Source organism: Hydrogenophaga borbori (assembly GCF_003417535.1).
Classification (GTDB): domain Bacteria; phylum Pseudomonadota; class Gammaproteobacteria; order Burkholderiales; family Burkholderiaceae_C; genus Hydrogenophaga; species Hydrogenophaga borbori.
The window spans coordinates 1-18207 of the sequence record NZ_QVLS01000017.1 but is presented as its reverse complement, the minus strand read 5'-3'; the positions used below and the strand labels follow the sequence as shown (position 1 = coordinate 18207).

The following is an 18207-nucleotide window of genomic DNA, read 5'->3' as shown; positions in this document are numbered from 1 at the left end:
TTGACGGCAGTCTAGTCAGACTCGCCGCGGCTGACCTTCCATTTGTTCGTCCCTACCTGTGAGTTTTTATGACAGCTCAACCGCTTGCGGCCGGGGGCGATGCCCGCCAGCGCCTGCCCTTGACCTCCCTGCGCGCCTTCGAGGCGGCGGCCCGCCTGGGCTCCATGACGGCCGCGGCGGACGAGCTGTTCGTCACGCACGGCGCGATCAGCCGGCACGTGCACCTGCTCGAAGACCAGTTCGGTGTGCCCCTGCTGGTGCGCCTGCCGCGCTCCGTGGCGCCCACGCCGGAGGGCGCGGCCCTGGCGGGGCAGCTGACGGAGGCCTTTCGCCTGATGCGCGAGGCCGTGGCGCGGCTGGCGCCCGGGCCGCTCACGCTGTCGTGCTCCGCCACCATCATGATGAAGTGGCTGATCCCGCGGCTGAGCGAATTCAAGCGCGCCAACCCCAGCGTGGAAATCCGGCTCAACATGAGCCACGGCGAGGTGGACTTCATCCAGGACCAGATCAGCCTGGCGATCCGCACCAGCATGAACCGCCCGCCGCAGGACGTGGTGATCGAGCCGCTGCAGCACGAGCAGATCGGCCCGGTGTGCCATCCCGAGTACCTGGCGCGCATCGGCATCTCCTCCATCGCGTCGCTGGCGCGCGCCCGCATCCTGGAAACCGCGACGCGCACCTACGCCTGGAAGGAGTGGGTGGCGCTGATGAACTGCGAGGACATCGGCCTCACGCCGCACGAGCGCTACGAGCACTTCTACCTGGTGATCGAGGCGGCGGTGTCCCAGCTGGGCGTGGCGCTCGTGCCGCGCTACCTGGTGGAGAAGGAGCTTGAGTCGGGCCAGCTGGTGGCGCCCTTCGGTTTCATCCAGAGCCCGTACACGCTCAACCTGTGGATCGCGCCGCACGAGCGCCTGCGCGACGACGTGCGCCAGCTGGCGCGGTGGATCCGCGAGCGCATGGAGTGAAGGGCGCGTGGGTCAAGACACCGCGAGCCGCCCGGGCGCCGCGCGCTCGCCCGCCAGCGCGCGCTGCCCCAGCGCGATGGTCAGGGCCGCGGCGAGGCTGGCGACCACCGACACCCAAAAGCCGTTCTGCGGGCCGAAGTGGTCGACCACCCAGCCCGACACGAACGCGCCCAGGGACATGCCGATGCCGATGCCCGTCATCACCCAGGTCACGCCCTCGGTCAGCATGGACGCCGGCACGCGGCGCTCGATCAGGCCGAAGGCGGTGATGAAGGTGGGCGAGATCGCCACGCCACTGAGGAACACGGCGGCCGCGAGCAGGGCGACCGACGAGCCCGCCACCAGCAGCGGCAGCGAGGTCAGGGCCAGCACGCCCACGGCGATGAGCAATTGGCGGTGCAGGGCCAGGCGCGGGTTGAGCGCGCCCAGCACCAGCCCCAAGACGAAGGAGCCGACCGCGTAGACGCCGATCACCAGGCTGGCGGCGCCGGGCTGGCCCAGCGCCGTGGTGATGGCGATGGCGCTGACCTCGGCCGTGGCGAAGGTGGCGCCGACGAAGACCAGGGCGAGGGTGATGATCTGCACCGGGCGCTGGCGGATCGCCGAGCCCGCGGGGCCGTCGGCCTGCGGCGCGCGCACCGCGGGCTCGGTCTTGCGCTGCAGCAGGAAGGCCGCCGTGCCGCCGACCATGAACAGGGTCGAGGCCAGCATGCCGGCCTCGGGGAACCAGGCCGCGGCCAGGCCGACCGAGAGCGAGGCCCCCGAGATGTAGATCAGCTCGTCGGCCGCGGATTCGAAGGCAAAGGCGGTGTTGAGCTCGGGCCGGTCTCGGAACAGCTCGCTCCAGCGGGCGCGCACCATGGCCGACATGCTGGGCAGCGTGGCCGCGCCGAGGGCGGTGGCGAACAGCGTCCAGGCCGGCCAGTTCCAGTGGCTGGCCAGGATCAGCAGCACGAAGGCGGCGGCCGACACGGCAGCGGCCGGCGCCGCCACCGCGGTCTGGCCGTAGCGGTCGATCCAGCGCGAAATCTGCGGCGCCAGGAAGGCATTGCCCAGGCCGTACGTGGCCGCGACGGCGCCCGCCAGCCAGTACTCGCCCAGGGTCTGGGACAGCATGGCGACGATGCCGATGGGCGCCATGGCCAGCGGCAGCCGGCCGAAGAAGGCGGCGATGGAAAAGCCCTTGGCGCCGGGCTCGCTGAATATCCTTGCATAGGGGTTGGACACGGGAAAGCTCCTGGATCGGGGGTGAACGGCAATAAGATACGTGGCGTATGCATGTTATTGACGTACGCTGCGTACGTCAATTCACGTACGTTCTGTATGTGTTTGATTGGAGCCAGCCATGCGAAGAGCCCGCCAGGACATGATTGCCGAGACCCGCGGCAAGCTGATCGCCGCCGCGCGCCAGGCCTTCGGCAGCGTGGGCTACGCCCAGGCGTCCATGGACGATTTCACCTCCGCCGTGGGCCTCACGCGCGGCGCGCTGTACCACCACTTCGGCGACAAGAAGGGCCTGCTGCAGGCCGTGGTGGACCAGATCGACGCCGAGATGTCGGTGCGGCTGAAGGCCATCGCCGCGCGCGCGCCCAACCGCTGGCAGGCCGTGGTGGACGAGTGGATCGCCTACATCGAGATGGCGCTGGAGCCCGAGATCCAGCGCATCCTTTTCCGCGACGCGCCCGCCGTGCTGGGAGATCAGTCGCAATGCCCCAGCGCCCAAAGCTGCATCGAGGCCCTGACGGCCAGCCTGGCGGCGCTCAAGGAAGACGGTGTGCTCATCGACGCCGACCCGGAGGCGATGGCCCGGCTGATCAACGGCGCCAGCAGCCACGCCGCGATCTGGATCGCCAGCTCGCCCGATCCCGAGGCGGCGTCGAAGAAGGCCGTGGCGGGCTTTCGCCGCATGCTCGAAGGCCTGCTGCGCCGGCCGGACCCGGCCTGAGCGACGCCGTCCGCTGAGCCCCGCGGCCCGCCACGGGCGCCGGGGTGATCGCGCCAAGCGATTGCTATCGCTTGGCGCTGCCTTGTTGGGGCATGGGGGCCTTCCTACCATCCGCCGACTTCAACAGGGCACCCACCACCGTTCATGAAAACCCAAGTCGCCATCGTCGGGGCAGGCCCGGCGGGCATGCTGCTTTCCGAGATCCTTCACCACCACGGCATCGACAGCATCGTCGTGGAACGCCAGACCCGCCAGTACGTGCAGTCGCGCATCCGCGCCGGCGTGCTGGAACAGACCACCGTGGACATGCTGCGCCAGTACGGCCTGGCCGATCGCATGGAGCGCGAGGGCCACGCGCACGACGGCATGAAGATCGTCTGGGCCGGCCGCAGCAGCTTTTTCATCGACGTGCGCCAGCACGTCGGCAAACGCTTCGTGGCCTATGGCCAGACCAGCATCCAGGAAGACCTGTTTGCGGCCGCCGACCGCCGCCAGGCCCGCCTCGTCTTCGGCGCGGCCAACGTGGCCCTGCACGGCATCGACACCGACCGGCCACGCGTGAGCTTCGAAGCCGACGGCCAGACCACCACCATCGAGTGCGACTACATCGCCGGCTGCGACGGCTTCCATGGCGTGTCGCGCAAGGCCATTCCGGCCACCGTGCTCAAGGAGTTCGAGAAGGTCTATCCCTTCGGCTGGCTGGGCATCCTCACGCCGCGCCCGCCGCTGCCCGACATCGTCTACGCCAACCACCCGCGCGGCTTCGCGCTGGCGTCCATGCGCAGCCCGACCATGAGCCGCTACTACATCCAGGTGCCGCTGGACACCCGGATCGAGGACTGGTCCGACGAGCGCTTCTGGGAAGAGCTCAAGGCGCGTTACCCCGCCGACCTGGCCGCCGCGATCGTGGAAGGCCCCTCGATCGAGAAGTCCATCGCGCCGCTGCGCAGCTACGTGGCCGAGCCCATGAGCCACGGTCGCCTGTTCCTGGCCGGCGACGCCGCGCACATCGTGCCGCCCACCGGCGCCAAGGGCCTGAACCTGGCCTTCTCCGACGTGCACTACCTCAGTCGGGCCCTGGCCAGCCGCTACGAGACGGGCCGCTCGGACCTGCTGGAGCGCTACAGCGACACCGCCCTGCGGCGCGTCTGGCACTCGGTGCGCACCTCCTGGTACCTCACCAACCTGCTGCACCGCTTCCCGAGCACCACCGCCTTCGACCAGCGCACCCAGGAGTACGAGCTCGAATTCCTGAAGTCCTCGCACAGCGCGCAAGTGGCGCTCGCCGAACAGTACGCCGGCCTTCCCCTGGAGCAGACCTGATGACCCCCGCCACGCGCGATTACCACGACATTCCCGGCACCTACGTGTTCGACGGCGCCCACCAGCGCAAGGGCTACTGGCTCAATATGTTTTGCAAGTCGCTGGACGTGGCGGCCCACCGCGACCAGTTCCGCGCCCACCCCAACGACTACCTGGCGCGCTTCCCCATGAGCGAGGCCCAGCGCGAGGCCGTGCTGATGCGCGACTGGCTCGGCCTGCTGCGCCTGGGCGGCAACATCTACTACACCTTCAAGCTCGCCATCTTCGACGGCCTGAGCATGCAGCACGTGGGTGCCGCGATGTCGGGCACCGGCATGACGGTGGAGGACTTCCGCCGCATGATGGTCTCCGGCGGCCGCCCGGCCGAGGGCATGCGCAGCCTGCGCCAGAACGCGGAGGTGGGCCATGGCTGAGCTCATCGGTGGCGTGGGCACCTCGCACGTGCCCGCGATCGGCGCCGCGGTCGACCACGGCAGGACGCAGGACGCCTACTGGAAGCCCGTCTTTGACGGCATGCAGGCGGCCAGGGACTGGATCGCGCGCGCCAGGCCCGACGTCTGCATCGTGGTCTACAACGACCACGCCTCCTGCTTCTCGCTGGAGCTCACGCCCACCTTCGCGCTGGGCGTGGCCCCGCACTACGAGCCGCACGACGAGGGCTACGGCCCGCGGCCGGTGCCGCGCGTGGAGGGCGCGCCCGAGCTGTCCTGGCACCTGGCCGAGTCGCTGATCCTGGACGAGTTCGACATCACCATCGCCTCGAACATGACGGTGGACCACGGCCTGACGGTGCCGCTGTCGGTGCTGTTCGGCCAGCCCGAGGCCTGGCCCTGCCGCGTCATCCCGCTGTGCGTGAACGTCATCCAGTACCCACCGCCCACCGGTCGGCGCTGCCTCAAGCTGGGCCAGGCCATCCGCCGCGCGGTCGAGTCCTTCCCTGGAAACCTGCGCGTGGCGGTCATCGGCACCGGCGGCCTGTCGCACCAGCTGCAGGGCGAGCGCGCGGGCCTCATCAACGCCGAGTTCGACAACCGCTGGCTCGACGAATTCGTCGACGCGCCCGACCAGGCCGCGGCCCACGACCACCTGGAACTGCTGCGCGAAGCGGGCTCGGAGGGCCTGGAGTGCGTGATGTGGCTGGTGATGCGCGGCGCCCTGCGCCCGCAGGTCGAGGTGGTGCACCGCTTCTACCACGTGCCCGCCTCGAACACGGCCTACGGCCTGCTGGTGCTGGAGGACGCGCAGCGCGCGCCAGCGCCCGCCACCTAGACGCCCGCCCTCCCGCGGACCCCACGAACAAACAAGGAGACAAGACATGCTGCCAACGAATCCCCCCACCGCGCCGCGCGCCCGACACGGGCTCCTGCGCCGCCTGGGCCGTCAGCTCGCCGCGGCCGCCCTGCTGGGCTGCGCCGCGATGGCCTCGGCCCTGGCGCAGGGCGACTGGCCGGCCAAGCCCATCCGCTTCATCGTCGGCTTTCCGCCCGGCAGCTCGCCCGACGTGGTGGCCCGCGCGCTGTCGCCCGGCCTCACGCAGGCCCTGCGCCAGCCCGTGGTGGTGGAGAACCGGGCCGGGGTCACCGGCATGATCGCGGCCGAGGCCGTGGCGCGCGCGCCCAACGACGGCTACACCTTCCTGGTGACCTCGGGCAGCTCCATGTCGATCTCGGTGCACACGCTGCCGCGCGTGCCCATCAACCCCGACAAGGAGCTGGTGCCGGTGGCCGCCGCCGCGCGCATCGAGCTGTTCCTGGTGTCCGACGCGCGCCAGGGCTTTCGCAACTTCAGCGAGTTCATGGCGTTCGCCAAGGCGAACCCGGGCAAGCTGACCTACGGCTCGCCCGGCACCGGCAGCGCACCGCATGTGGCCACCGAGATGCTGCGCGCGCAGAGCGGCATCAACGTGGTGCACGTGCCCTACCGCGGCGCCTCGCCGGCCCTGCAGGACCTGCTTGGCGGCACCACGCAGTTCCTGTTCGACCCCGGCATCGCCCTGGAGCATGTGCGCGCCGGCCGGCTGCGCCTGCTGGCTGTGGGCAGCACCAAGCGCTCGCCCCTGTTTCCCGACACGCCCACCATCCAGGAGCTGGGCCTGGCCGACTTCGACGCCGGCACCACGCACGGCATCTACGCGGCGGCCGGCACCCCGCCGGCCATCGTCAACCGGCTGAACGCCGAGATCAACAAGCTGCTGGCCCAGCCCCAGGTGGCGCAGCAGTTCACCGCCATCGGCGCCGAGGCCACGCCCATGAGCGCGGCCGAGTTCGGCGCCCTGATCCGCCGCGACAGCGCGCGCTACGGCGCGATCGTCCGCGAACGCGGCATCAAAGAGTAAGCCCTTCCGTCTCCCCAGAACGGCCGCGCCCGGGCGCGGCCGAGGACCCGCCATGCGCCTTTTTACCCACCACGACCGCCCGGTGCACCTGGGCGCCTTCCCCAGTGAGCGCCTGCGCCGCCTGTCCGGCGAGCCGGACCTGTCCCGCATCGTCGACACCGGCGTGCTGCGTCCGCCCGCGGACGAAGGCGCCGCGCCCACGCTGGCGCGCTCCATCAGCCGCTTCATGTGCGCGCTCGACCAGGTGCGCGAAGGCGACCACAACCCCCACCTCGCCGAGATCCCGGGCAGCCCGGGCCTGCGCAGCGAGCACCTGAAGTCGGCGGCCTACTTCCTCGACACCTCCATCGCCGGCGTCTGCGCGCTGGGGCCGGACCACCGGCTGGCCGAGCGCGTGGAGCACCCGGCCTTTCGCACCGCCACCTACGAGCAGTCGGAGACCAAGCTGCGCCTGCGCTTCAACCCGAACGCGGTGCTGCGCCAGATGAAGCGCTCCATGGACCTGTGCGCGCGCGGCGTCGAGCACCACACCCACGCCCTGGTGCTGATGGTGGCCCACCCGCGCGACCCCTCCGCGGACGAACCGGGCGCGGAGTGGATCGTCGGCATGCAGGACTGGCGCGCCGCGCTGCGCGCCGCCGAGACCGCGGCCGTGCTGGCCAACTACCTGCGCATCCTGGGCCACGAGGCGCGCAGCCACACGGCCACCACCACCGACGTGCACCTCAACCGCCTGGCCGTCTCCGCCGGACTGGCGCGGCTGGAGGACGGCGCGCTCACCAACCCCTTCGTGGGCACGCGCTTCGGCCTGGCCGTGGTCACCACCACGCTCGCGCTCAAGCCCGACGAAGCCCTGGCACCGGCCACCCTGAACGAGCGCTGGCGCGCGCGCGGGCCGAGCTGGTGGCTGGGCGCGTCCAGCCAGAAGAACGCCTCCAATGCGGTGGACTTCGCCAAGCGCCACTACCGCGACAGCCTGCACCCGGTGGAAACGCTCAAGCGGGTCGACGAGACCACGACCTTCATCGACGAGGACCGCATCCCGCGCGTGCCCAAGAGCAGCGAGTTCTTCCTGCGCGCGGCCTTCGGCGACCTGGGCAAGGCGCCGCAGGAGGCCTCCAAGGACGGCTACTCGGTGGCCAAGGCCCCGCTGGCCGCCGCGCTGCGCCTGGCCCTGAACGTCTATTCCGTGCTGCAGCGGGGCGAGCCCGCGGCGCACAAGGCCAGCTACGCCGACCCGGCCCGCAACGCCGACCTGGTGAAGGCCACGTTGCACTACCTGGGCGCCGACATCGCCGGTCTGTCGCGCGCGCCGGCCTGGGTCTGGTATTCGCATCGGCAGGACGGCACGGAGATGCCGGTGGCCCACCCCTTCGCGGCCACGGTGATGATCGACCAGGGCTTCGACACCATGGAGGGCACCTCGGGCGACGACTGGATCTCCAGCGCCCAGTCGATGCGCACCTACATGCGCGCCGGCCTGGTCTGCGGTGTGCTGGGCGACCACCTGCGCGGCCTGGGCTTCAGCGCCACCGCCCACTCCGCCGCCGACAGCGACGTCATCCAGACGCCGCTGGTGCTGCTCGCGGGGCTGGGCGAGGTCAGCCGCATCGGCGAGACCATCCTCAACCCCTTCCTGGGCCCGCGCAGCAAGACCGGGGTGATGACCACGGACTTCCCGATCCAGCCCGACAAGCCCATCGACTTCGGCCTGCAGAACTTCTGCGAGTCGTGCAACAAGTGCGCGCGCGAATGCCCATCGGGCGCGATCTCTGCCGGCCCCAAAGTGATGTTCAACGGCTACGAGATCTGGAAGGCCGACGTCGAGAAATGCACGCGCTACCGCATGACCAACCTCGGCGGCTCCATGTGCGGGCGCTGCATGAAGGCCTGCCCCTGGAACCTGCCGGGCCTGGTGCAGGAGAAGCCCTTCCGCTGGGCCGCGATGAACCTGCCCGTGGCCGCGCAGTGGCTCGCGCGCCTGGACGACGCGCTCAACCGCGGCGTCATCAACCCGCGCAAGAAGTGGTGGTGGGACATCACCAACGACGGCACCGGCAAGGTGGTGGCGGCCAAGGAGGTGAACACGCGCGGCCTCAACAAGCACATCAAGATCAAGCACGAGGACCAGACGCTCGCGGCCTACCCCGCGCCGCTGGCGCCGCTGCCGCTGCCCATGCCCAGCCCGGTGGACCGCGAGGCCGGCATCGAGGCCTACCGGAACCTGCTGAGCCCGGCGCAGTACCAGGCGCGCATCCGCGAGGGCCAGACGGAGAACCTGGTGCCGCCCCTGCGCCGCCTGACGGACGAGCCGCCGGTGCGGGTGGCCCGCATCGGCCGCCGCTGGACCAGCTCGGCCGACGGCAAGATCGACCTGTTCGAGATCGTGGCCAGCGACGGCCAGCCGCTGCCGGCCTGGCAGGCGGGCGCGCACATCGACATCACCATCACGCCCGAGTTCATCCGCCAGTTCAGCCTGGCCGGTGACCCGGCCGACCGCGGCCGCTACCTGCTCGGCATCCTGCGCGAGGACCAGGGCCGCGGCGGCTCGCTGAAGATCCACCAGATGCTGCGCCAGGACGCGCAGGTGGTGATCTCCCAGCCGCGCAACCACTTCCCCGTGATCGCCACGGCGAAGCGGCACGTGCTGCTGGCCGGTGGCATCGGCGTCACCCCGCTGATCGCCATGGCCCACGAGCTGCACGCCGCGGGCGCGGACTTTGATCTGTACTACAAGTCGCGCACGCGCGCCCAGGCCGCCTTCATCCCCGAGCTGCAGGCCATGCCCTGGGCCGACAGGGTGCACTTCCACTTCAGCGACGAGCGCCGGCTCGACATCGCCGACGTGCTGCGCGACTACCGCGACGGCCACCACGTGTACACCTGCGGTCCCGCGGCCTTCATGGACGCGGTGTTCGACACCGCCACGGGCTTCGGCTGGCCGGAGGAGGCCCTGCACCGCGAGTACTTCTCCGTGCCCGAGACCGAGGCGCGCGAGCGCCTGCCCTTTCGGCTCAAGCTGGCCCGCTCGGGCCAATGCATCGCCGTGGCCGCCGACCAGTCGGCGGTGCAGGCCCTGGCCGCTGGCGGCCTGCAGGTGGACGTCAAGTGCAGCGACGGGCTGTGCGGCGTGTGCGCGGTTTCCTACCTCGAAGGCGACGTCGATCACCGCGACTTCGTGCTCAGCAAGGAACAGCGCAAGTCCCGGATGGTGTTGTGCTGCTCCCGCGCCGCGCAGGCGGACGGGGAGGTGGTGCTGGACCTGTAAGCGAGGCGGCACCCGCCGCCACCCCAACCGCTCGCCCCCGAGCGAACAACAGAAGGAGACAAGCAAGATGAAGAAGATCAGCCTGATCGGCGCCGGCCTGCTGGCGCCCGCCCTGGCCCTGGCGCAAGGCGGCGCCCCGGCGGCCTCGTCCGTGCAGCTGTACGGGCGCCTGGACGCGTCCATCAACTCGGTGCGCTACTCGGCCACCGGCGCGGCGCCCTCGCGGCAGAACAGCTTCCTGTCGAGCGACACCTCGCGCTGGGGCATCCGCGGCAGCGAAGACCTGGGCGCCGGCCTGCAGGCCTTCTTCAAGCTGGAGAGCGGCTTCAACGTCGACACCGGTGCCCAGTCCAACCCGGCCGCGTACTTCAACCGCGAAACCGTGGTCGGCCTGCGCGATCAGCGCTACGGCACGCTGATCCTGGGCAGCCAGTTCACGCCCAACATCGCCATGTCGCTGCGCGTGGACCCGTTCCAGCGCTCGGGCATGGGCGCCAGCCTCACGCTGTTCCAGCGCGGCGGCGCGGCCGGCCTGCTGGGCTACCCGGCGATGCACAACAACGCGGTCCAGTACATCTCGCCCAGCTTCGGCGGTGTCGTCGGCAAGCTGATGGTGGCCAGCAACGAAGGCGCCTCGCCCTTCGGCAACCCCTCCAGCCTGGCGCTGGAGTACAGCAACAAGGCGCTCTACCTCGGGCTCGTCCACGACCGCCTGAACTCCACCGGCGCCGCCGCCGGCCAGCCCGCGCTCGCGTCGGTGAAGAACCAGGTGACCAGCCTGGGCGCGAGCTACGACCTGAAGGTGGTGAAGCTGTACGGCTACCTGGTCAAGGCCGATGTGGACGGCGCGCCCGGCATGCGTGGCGGCTACCTGGGCGTCAAGGTGCCCGCGGGCGTCGGCGAGATCAACGCCGTCTACCAGGTGCGCAACGTGGACGATGCGGCCAACTCGGACGCGCGCCTGTTCGCGGTGCAGTACATGCACCCGCTGTCCAAGCGCACCTCGGTCTACACCAGCGTGGGCCACCAGAGCAACAAGGGCAACGCGGCCTTCGGCCTGTGGCCCTCGCGCACGGAAGCCGGCGGCGGCCCCGCCGCCGGTGCCGACGTGCGCGGCTTCCAGGTGGGCATGCGCCACGTTTTCTGAAGCCGGGAGCCGCCATGACCGACACCGCCCAATCGGGCTTGTACATCGATGGCCAGCGGGTCGAGGCCAGCGGCGGCCGCCGCTACCCGATCCACAACCCGGCGCGTCCCGCCGAGCGCGTGGGCCAGGCCGCGCTGGCCTCGGTCGAGGACGTGGACCGCGCGTTCCAGGCCGCGCACCGGGCCTTTCCCGCCTGGTCGGCGCGCAGCCCCGCCGAGCGCGCGGCGCTGCTGCGCCGCGTGGCCGAGCACCTGACGGCCGATGCCGTCGACCTGGAGCGCCGCACGCGCCTGTTCACCCGCGAGCACGGCAAGGTCCTGAAGGAGGCCGCCACCGAAATGGGTCGCCTGGGCTCGCGGTTCACCGACGTGGCGGACAACGCGCCGCGGCTGATGGCCGACGAGCGCCTGTCCGGCCCGCCGTTCGACACCGTCATCGCGCGCAAGCCGCGCGGCGTGGCGCTGCTCATCGTCCCGTGGAACTGGCCGCTGTCGATCCTCGGCGCCAAGCTGCCACAGGCGCTGCTGGCGGGCAGCACGGTGGTCATCAAACTGCCGCAGCAGTCGGCCATCGCGCCGGCGCAGACCGTCGCGATGATCGCGGAGATGCTCCCGCCGGGCGTGGTCAACCTCATCACCGGCGAGGCCGCTGAAATCGGCGACGCCATGCTCACGCACCCGCTGGCCGCCGCGATCAACTTCACGGGCAGCGTCGGCGTGGGCAAGCACGTCATGCGCCTGGCCGCCGAGCGGCTGACCCCGGTGACCCTGGAGCTGGGCGGCAACGACGCGGCCCTGGTGCTGCAGGACGCGGAACTGGACGCGGCCGCCTTGCGGCGGCTGTACCAGGGGGCGTTCATGACGGCGGGCCAGATCTGCATGGCGATGAAGCGGCTCTACGTCCACCGCTCGCGCTACGACGAGCTGGTGCAGGGGCTGTCGGCCGTTGCCGCCGAACAGGTCGTGGGCGACGGCCTCCTGCCGGACACCACCATGGGACCGTTGAACAACCCGCGTCAGCTCCAGGTCGTGCGGGACATGATCCAGCAGGCCCGCGAGCGCGGCGCGGACGTGCGGGAATTCGGCGCGGTGCCCGACCCGGCGCTGTACCGCCAGGGCCACTTCCAGCGGCCGACCCTGGTGCTCGACCCCGACCCCTCGCTCGACGTGGTCCGCGAAGAGCAATTCGGTCCGGTGCTGCCGATCCTTCCCGTCGACACGCAGGAGCAGGGGATCGCGCTGGCGAACGACTCGCGCTTCGCGCTGTGTTCCTCGGTCTGGACGGCCGACCCCGAGCGCGCGATGGCGGTCGCCCGTCAGCTGGAGGCTGGCTACACCTACCTCAACGGCCACGGACCGCTGGCGCAGGACAACCGCGCGCCTTTCGGCGGCTTCAAGGACAGCGGCTTCGGCCGCAACCTGGGCTTCCAGGGCATCGAAGGCTTCCTCTCCCCCCACAGCATCTCCGCCCCCGCGGGCTGGCTCCACAAGGCATGAACACCGAATCCCCCCTGGTCCCGGCGCCCACCGTGGCCGAGCAGTTGCTGCGCCTGTGCGCCGACGCTGGCGTCAGGTACATCTTCAGCAACCTCGGCAGCGACCACCCGGCCTTCATCAGCGCGTTCGCGCGGCTCCAGCAGGCCGGCCTGCCCATGCCCGAGGTGGTCGTCTGCCCGCACGAGATGACGACCCTGAGCGCGGCCGACGGCTACGCGATGGTCACCCGCCAGCCCCAGCTGGTGCTGGTCCACGTCGACGTGGGCACGCAGAACCTGGGCGCCAGCGTGCACAACGCGGCGCGCGGCCGCATCCCGGCCATCGTGGTCGCCGGCCTGTCGCCCGTCTCCTGCGACCCGTCCGTGCTCGGCCACCGCAACGAGTACATCCACTACACGCAGGACACCAGCCGCCAGAGCGACATCGTCGCGCCGTACATGAAATGGATGTACGAGCTGCGCGCGCCCGACATGGTCGAGCCCGTGGTGCGGCGGGCGCTGCAGATCGCGTCCTCGTCGCCGCGCGGTCCCGTCTATCTGACGGGCGCGCGCGAGGTCTGGGACGCGCCCGCGCCCGCGGTGCGCGAGCAGCCCGACCACTGGCGGCCGTCGGCGCTGGGCGGGCTGCCACCCGCCGAGGCGCTGGCCCTGCACGAGGCGCTGTGCCGCGCGAAGCGGCCGCTGGTGATCACCAGCTACGCGGGCATGGACCCGGGCGTGCCGCCCCGCTTGGTGGACGCGGCGGACCGCTATGGCCTGGGCGTGCTGGAGCTCGGCCCGCAATACGTGAGCTTTCCGGGCAGCCACCCCTGCCACCTGGGCTACCAGCGCAACGTCCTCGTCGACGAGGCGGACCTCATCCTGCTGCTCGACGTGGACGTGCCCTGGCTGGCCTCGCAGGTCACGCCGCACGCGGACGCCACGCTGTTCCACATCGACGTCGACCCACTCAAGACGGACCTGGGCTACTGGCACTTCCCCGCGCAGGGCCGCTTCCAGGCCAGCGCGGCGCAGGTGCTGGCGCAGCTGCTGTCCCTGGACGCCGCGCCGGCCCTGGCGGGGCGGGCGCAGCGCCTCGAATGGGTCGCGGCGGCGAAAGAGCGGGTCGCCTTGCGGATCCCGCCGGCGCCCACGCAAGGGCCGATCACGCCGGCCGAGCTGACCCGGGCCGTGCGCGAGCTGGTGAACGACAAGACCGTGGTGCTGGTCGAGGCGCCGTCGCACGCCACGCTGATCGCGTCCGTGCTCAAGACCGACCGGCCGGGCGGCTGCTACCTGAACCATGGCGCCGGGCTGGGCTGGGGCATCAACGCCGCCATCGGCGTGAAGCTCGCGTCGCCCGAGTCGGAGGTCATCGCCCTGGTCGGCGACGGCTGCTACCTGTTCGGCGTGCCGGGCAGCGCCTTCTGGGTCGCGGGGGCCTGCGGGGCCGCCACGCTGACCGTGGTCTACAACAACGGCGGCTGGAAATCGCCGCGGCACTCGACGGCGCTCGTGCACCCCGACGGCCCGGCCGAACGGCACGACCGCTACTGGGTGGCGTCCGGGCAGGGCGTGAAGTTCGAAGCCCTGGCCGAGGCCACGGGCGCCGCGCTCGGCTTCGCCGTGCAGGACCGGGCCGAGCTGGCGTCGACGCTGCGCTCGGCCCTGGAGGCCGTGCGCGGGGGCCGCAGCGCCGTGGTGAACGTGCAGCTCGCCCCCATCACATCGCAATCGCTGTTGCCTTCCACGGCGCAAGGAGACCAGCCATGACGACCAAAGACCCGCGCAGTCACCGCGCCACGCGCCGGCGGGCGCTGACGGCGGCCCTGGGCGGGCTGCTGGCCCTGGCCTCGGGCGGCGCCGCCGCGCAGGCCAGCGCCTGGCCGACCCGACCCGTCCGCATCATCGTGGGCTTTCCCGCGGGGGGCGGGCCCGACGTGATGGTGCGCAGCCTCGCCCCGGGCCTGTCGGAAGCGCTGGGCCAAGCGGTGGTGATCGAGAACAAGTCCGGTGTGACCGGCATGCTGGCCGCCGACGCGGTGGCGAAATCCGCGGATGGCCACACCTTCCTGATGACCACCGGCAGCTCGATGTCGATCTCGGTCCACACGCTCGAGCGGCTGCCGCTCAACCCCAGGACCGACCTGGTGCCCATCGCGGCGTTCGCGCGCGTTTCGTTGTTCCTGGTGGGCAACGCCAAGCTGCCGTTCAAGACGTTTTCGGACCTGCAGGCCTACGCCAGGCAGCACCCCGGCCGCCTGACCTACGGTTCGCCCGGCAATGGCAGCGCGCCGCACGTGGCGATGGAAATGCTGAAAGCGCAGACCGGCCTCACGGCCGTGCACATCCCTTACCGGGGCGCGGCCCCGGCCTTGCAGGACCTGCTGGGCGGATCGGTCGACGTGCTGTTCGACCCGGGCATTGCCTTCGAGCACGTGCGGGCCGGCAGGCTCCACCTGCTGGCGGTGGCCTCGAACGAGCGCTCGCCGCTGTTCCCCGACGCGCCCACCCTGAGGGAACTCGGTGTCAAGGACTTCGACGGCGGCACGACGCACGGGCTGTATGGCCCGGCGGGCACGCCCCCGCCGGTGGTCGCGCGGCTGAACGCGGAGATCAACCGCCTGCTGAAGACGGCGCCGGTGGCGGCGGGCATCCAGGCGCAGGGCGCCGAGCCGACGCCGATGGCGCCGGCGGCCTTCGCCGCCCAGATCCAGCGCGACAGCGAGCGCTACGGCGCGGTCGTCAAGGCCCGGGGCATCAAGGAGTAGGCCGGGCGCCGCGGAACCGCGGCCCGGCGGCTACAGCCGCCGGCTGCCGCGCGACAGCACGCGCGCGCAGGACTGGCTCATGGCCAGGAAGGCCTGCGCCGCCGACGACAGCTGGGGCTCGCGCCGGTGCAGCACGGTATTGACGTACTGCGGCATCGCCTCGCGCAGCTTCAGCGTCACCAGCCCGCGGCCCATCAGGTCTTTCTCGATGAGGACGGCGGGGATCATGCACATCCAGTCCGTGCTGCGCACCAGCGCCACCATCTGCGTGATGGCCTCGCAGGTGGCCGCCACCGGCGGCGCGGCGAAGCCGTGGTCGGTGAAGTAGCGCGCCACGGTGCCGCCCGGGCCGCCGGGCGAGCCGAGCAGCACCCATTCCGTGTGGCGCAGGTCGGCCAGCGAGGCCACGCCCGCCAGCGGATGGCCCTCGCGCGCGACCACCGTCAGGTTCGAGCTGAACAGCTCGACGCAGGCCAGGTTGGACGCGAGGCCCTTCGGGGGAATCGCGGTGATCGCCAGTTCAATCTTGCCCTGCTGCAGCGCCGACTCCAGGTGCTCGAACACGCCGCTGATGAGGTTCAGCCGCACGTCCGGAAAGCGCTTGTGGAAGTCGGGCACCACCAGGTGGAGCAGCGTGGCCGTCGGCGTCGGGCCCAGCCCGATGCTCAGGCTGCTGACGCCCGCGCCGCGCAGCTGCTCGGCGTCGATCAGGATCTGGCGGGATTCGCGGTCGATGAGCTGGGCGCGCTCGTAGATCTGGCGGCCCTCCGCCGTGAGGCTGATGCCGCTCGTGGAGCGTTCGATGAGGCGCAGCTTGAGCGCGTTCTCCAGCGCCTGGATGCTGCTCGTGAGGCCCGCCTGCGACACCTCCAGCTCCCGCGCCGCGCGGCGGAAGCTGCCGAACTCGACGATGGCCAGGAAGGTGCGCAGTTGCTGAAGCGTCATGGGGGTCTGGTCGGGGCCGCGTGAGGTCGCGCCGATTATGGGACGTCGACCGCTGGCATGCCGCGTCCCGCGCACCGGCGGGTGGGGGATTCAAATAACAAACCGACGAGACGGTTTATTATTGGGGCCATCCGCGCTGGCCCCCGGGACCGGCGCGCCTGAACGGGAGACCCGATGCCCCTGACCCCGACCGACACCCCGCTGACCGAGCGCCTGCAACTGCAACCCGCCGGCCCGGGCCGCTGGCGCAGCCTGCACGGCGACGCCAACCAGAACGGCCGCTCCTACGGCGGTCAGTTGCTGGGCCAGGCCATGCGGGCCGCGCTGATGGACGTGCCCGACGCGCGCGCGCCGACCATGATGCAGTTCCTGTTCCTGCAAGGCGCCATGCCAGACCAGCCCATCGTGTTCGAGGTGCGGCGCTTGCAGGAGGGCAAGCGCTTCAGCTCGCGCCAGGTGCGTGGCGTGCAGGGCGAACGCACCGTGCTCGACGCCCAGGTGAGCTGTGCCTTGCCCTTGTCGGGTCCCTCGCACGCCGAGGCCTCGCCGGTGCCTCCTGGCGAGCGGCCCGAGGACCTGCCCACGCTGAACGAGGTGCCCGGGCCCTGGCGCGAGCGCATCGCGCTCATGGGCGGCTACGGCCGCGACTGCAATGCCGCGATTCACTTCCGCATTCCCGACGTGGAGCGCCAGCTCGGCGGCGTGGACGCCGGGCGCGGGTTCCGCTACTGGATGAAGGTGCCGCAGGCCCTGCCCGACGAAGCGCCCCTGCACGCCGCCGCCTTCGCCTACCTGTCCGACTGGTGGCTCAACTTCTGCATCCTGCGGCCACACCTGGCGCGCGCCGGCGAGCGCGGCATGTACATCTCCAGCCTCAACCACGCCCTGTGGCTGCACGCGCCGCTGCGCGCCGACCGGTGGGTCCATGTGCAGACGCACAGCGCGCACGCGGCCCAGGGCCGCGGCCTGGCGCTCGCGCACTACCACGACGAAGCCGAGCGGCACGTCGCCACCGCCACCCAGGACTGCCTGGTGAGCTGGACCGACTAGCGCCCAAGAGCCCAGGCGCCGTTGGCGGCGCCGCGCTCAGGCCCCGTCTCCGGGCCGCCGGTGGCCCGCGGTGCGCGGGGCGATTCCGGGCTTGAGGCGCCAGTCGGGCCCGAAGTCCGACAGCGGGTGCGAGGGCATCGCCGCCTCGTGCTCGATGCCGCGCAAGCGCGCCGCGTAGGCGTCGAGGTAGGCCCCGCGCTGCCCGGGGTCGGTGTACTGGATGGACCAGCCCACGAAGGGCTGCAGCACCTGCAGCCCCGAGTAGCCGAAGGTGCCGTGCTGCAGGTGCCAGAGGATCACGTCGCGCTGGCCCAGCAGGCCGTCGGGCGCCATCATCTCGGGGAAGCAGCCGGTCGTGAAGGCCAGCATGGCCTTGCGGCCCTTCAGTCCGCCCTGGTCGAAGCGCTTGCCGCCCGCGCCGTACACCGTGCCGTTGGCGAACACGCGGTCGATCCAGCCCTTCATGATCGCGGGCACCGAGAACCACCAGAGCGGAAACTGCAGGATCAGCAGATCGCAGGCCATGAGCTTGTCGAGCTCGGCCTGGATGTCCGCGCGGAAGGTCTGGCGCTGCGAAGCCTGCTTCTGCTCGCGGTCGTACTGCAGCGCGTCGGGAAAGCGGCGCTCGCTGAAATCATCGCCCGTGGCCACGGGCTGGAAGCCCATGGCGTAGAGGTCGGACACCACCACCTGGTGGCCGGTCTCGCGCAGGGTCTGCACCGCGCGCTGCAGCAAGGCCTGCCCGAAGGAGCGGGGCTCGGGGTGGGCGTGAACGATGAAGACCTTCATGGCGGGCCCCGGTGTCAGAGCGCCTTGACCAGCTCGGGCACGGCCTCGAAGAGGTCGGCCTCCAGGCCGTAGTCGGCCACGCTGAAGATGGGGGCCTCGGGGTCCTTGTTGATGGCCACGATCACCTTGGAGTCCTTCATGCCCGCCAGGTGCTGGATGGCGCCCGAGATGCCGGCGGCGATGTAGAGCTGC

At 71.2% G+C, this 18207-nt stretch carries 16 protein-coding genes; 12 read left to right on the top strand and 4 right to left on the bottom strand.

Annotated features, from left to right (window positions below; translation table 11 throughout):
- Nucleotides 1-68 precede the first annotated feature (68 nt).
- Nucleotides 69-968, top strand: a complete 900-nt coding sequence (locus DY262_RS20315; protein WP_116960892.1) for a LysR substrate-binding domain-containing protein — start codon at nt 69-71, stop codon at nt 966-968.
- Between the two features lie 12 nt (nt 969-980).
- Here the strand turns inward: DY262_RS20315 and DY262_RS20310 are convergent, their stop codons facing one another.
- Nucleotides 981-2195, bottom strand: coding sequence for an MFS transporter (locus DY262_RS20310; protein WP_116960891.1), 1215 nt, complete (start codon nt 2193-2195; stop codon nt 981-983).
- 118 nt (nt 2196-2313) lie between these two features.
- Between DY262_RS20310 and DY262_RS20305 the strand changes: the two genes are divergently transcribed.
- From DY262_RS20305 to DY262_RS20260, 10 genes are all read left to right on the top strand, one after another.
- Nucleotides 2314-2913 (top strand): TetR/AcrR family transcriptional regulator, encoded by a 600-nt coding sequence (locus tag DY262_RS20305; protein WP_116960890.1) that lies wholly within the window; start codon nt 2314-2316, stop codon nt 2911-2913.
- A gap of 144 nt (nt 2914-3057) precedes the next feature.
- Nucleotides 3058-4236 (top strand): 4-hydroxybenzoate 3-monooxygenase, encoded by a 1179-nt coding sequence (gene pobA, locus DY262_RS20300; protein WP_116960889.1) that lies wholly within the window; start codon nt 3058-3060, stop codon nt 4234-4236.
- Entirely contained in the window at nt 4236-4649 is a 414-nt protein-coding gene (gene ligA, locus DY262_RS20295; RefSeq protein WP_116960888.1) for a protocatechuate 4,5-dioxygenase subunit alpha, read from the top strand. Before pobA ends, ligA begins: the two co-directional genes overlap by 1 nt.
- The gene (locus DY262_RS20290; protein WP_116960887.1) at nt 4642-5505 is read left to right on the top strand and encodes a class III extradiol dioxygenase subunit beta; all 864 of its coding nucleotides are present in this window, start codon (nt 4642-4644) and stop codon (nt 5503-5505) included. The genes ligA and DY262_RS20290 overlap by 8 nt, the downstream gene beginning before the upstream one ends.
- Before the next feature lie 46 nt (nt 5506-5551).
- Nucleotides 5552-6571 carry a Bug family tripartite tricarboxylate transporter substrate binding protein gene (locus tag DY262_RS20285; RefSeq protein WP_245981130.1) on the top strand — a complete coding sequence of 340 codons (1020 nt, stop codon included), beginning with the start codon at nt 5552-5554 and terminating at the stop codon, nt 6569-6571.
- A gap of 52 nt (nt 6572-6623) precedes the next feature.
- Nucleotides 6624-9839, top strand: coding sequence for a 4Fe-4S dicluster domain-containing protein (locus DY262_RS20280; protein ID WP_116960886.1), 3216 nt, complete (start codon nt 6624-6626; stop codon nt 9837-9839).
- Nucleotides 9840-9906: 67 nt separating this feature from the next.
- A complete protein-coding gene (locus tag DY262_RS20275; RefSeq protein WP_116960885.1) occupies nt 9907-10986 on the top strand; it encodes a porin in 1080 nt (359 codons plus the stop codon).
- A 14-nt stretch (nt 10987-11000) separates the two neighbouring features.
- The gene (locus tag DY262_RS20270) at nt 11001-12482 is read left to right on the top strand and encodes an aldehyde dehydrogenase family protein (protein ID WP_116960884.1); all 1482 of its coding nucleotides are present in this window, start codon (nt 11001-11003) and stop codon (nt 12480-12482) included.
- Nucleotides 12479-14233: a thiamine pyrophosphate-requiring protein gene (locus tag DY262_RS20265; RefSeq protein WP_116960883.1), complete on the top strand. Its 1755-nt coding sequence runs from the start codon at nt 12479-12481 to the stop codon at nt 14231-14233. The genes DY262_RS20270 and DY262_RS20265 overlap by 4 nt, the downstream gene beginning before the upstream one ends.
- Nucleotides 14230-15231, top strand: coding sequence for a Bug family tripartite tricarboxylate transporter substrate binding protein (locus DY262_RS20260; RefSeq protein WP_116960882.1), 1002 nt, complete (start codon nt 14230-14232; stop codon nt 15229-15231). Before DY262_RS20265 ends, DY262_RS20260 begins: the two co-directional genes overlap by 4 nt.
- Before the next feature lie 30 nt (nt 15232-15261).
- On the opposite strand, the gene DY262_RS20255 is transcribed toward DY262_RS20260, so the two are convergent.
- The gene (locus tag DY262_RS20255) at nt 15262-16176 is read right to left on the bottom strand and encodes a LysR family transcriptional regulator (RefSeq protein ID WP_116960881.1); all 915 of its coding nucleotides are present in this window, start codon (nt 16174-16176) and stop codon (nt 15262-15264) included.
- 174 nt (nt 16177-16350) lie between these two features.
- On the opposite strand from DY262_RS20255, the gene DY262_RS20250 reads away from it, so the two are divergent.
- Complete coding sequence (locus DY262_RS20250) at nt 16351-17226, top strand: acyl-CoA thioesterase (protein WP_116960880.1); 876 nt, start codon at nt 16351-16353, stop codon at nt 17224-17226.
- A 36-nt stretch (nt 17227-17262) separates the two neighbouring features.
- Here the strand turns inward: DY262_RS20250 and DY262_RS20245 are convergent, their stop codons facing one another.
- Together DY262_RS20245 and DY262_RS20240 are read right to left on the bottom strand one after the other, a co-directional pair.
- Nucleotides 17263-18015 carry an NAD(P)H-dependent oxidoreductase gene (locus DY262_RS20245; RefSeq protein ID WP_116960879.1) on the bottom strand — a complete coding sequence of 251 codons (753 nt, stop codon included), beginning with the start codon at nt 18013-18015 and terminating at the stop codon, nt 17263-17265.
- Between the two features lie 14 nt (nt 18016-18029).
- The coding region (locus DY262_RS20240) for an FAD-binding protein (protein ID WP_220377576.1) at nt 18030-18207 on the bottom strand (178 nt) is incomplete at its 5' end.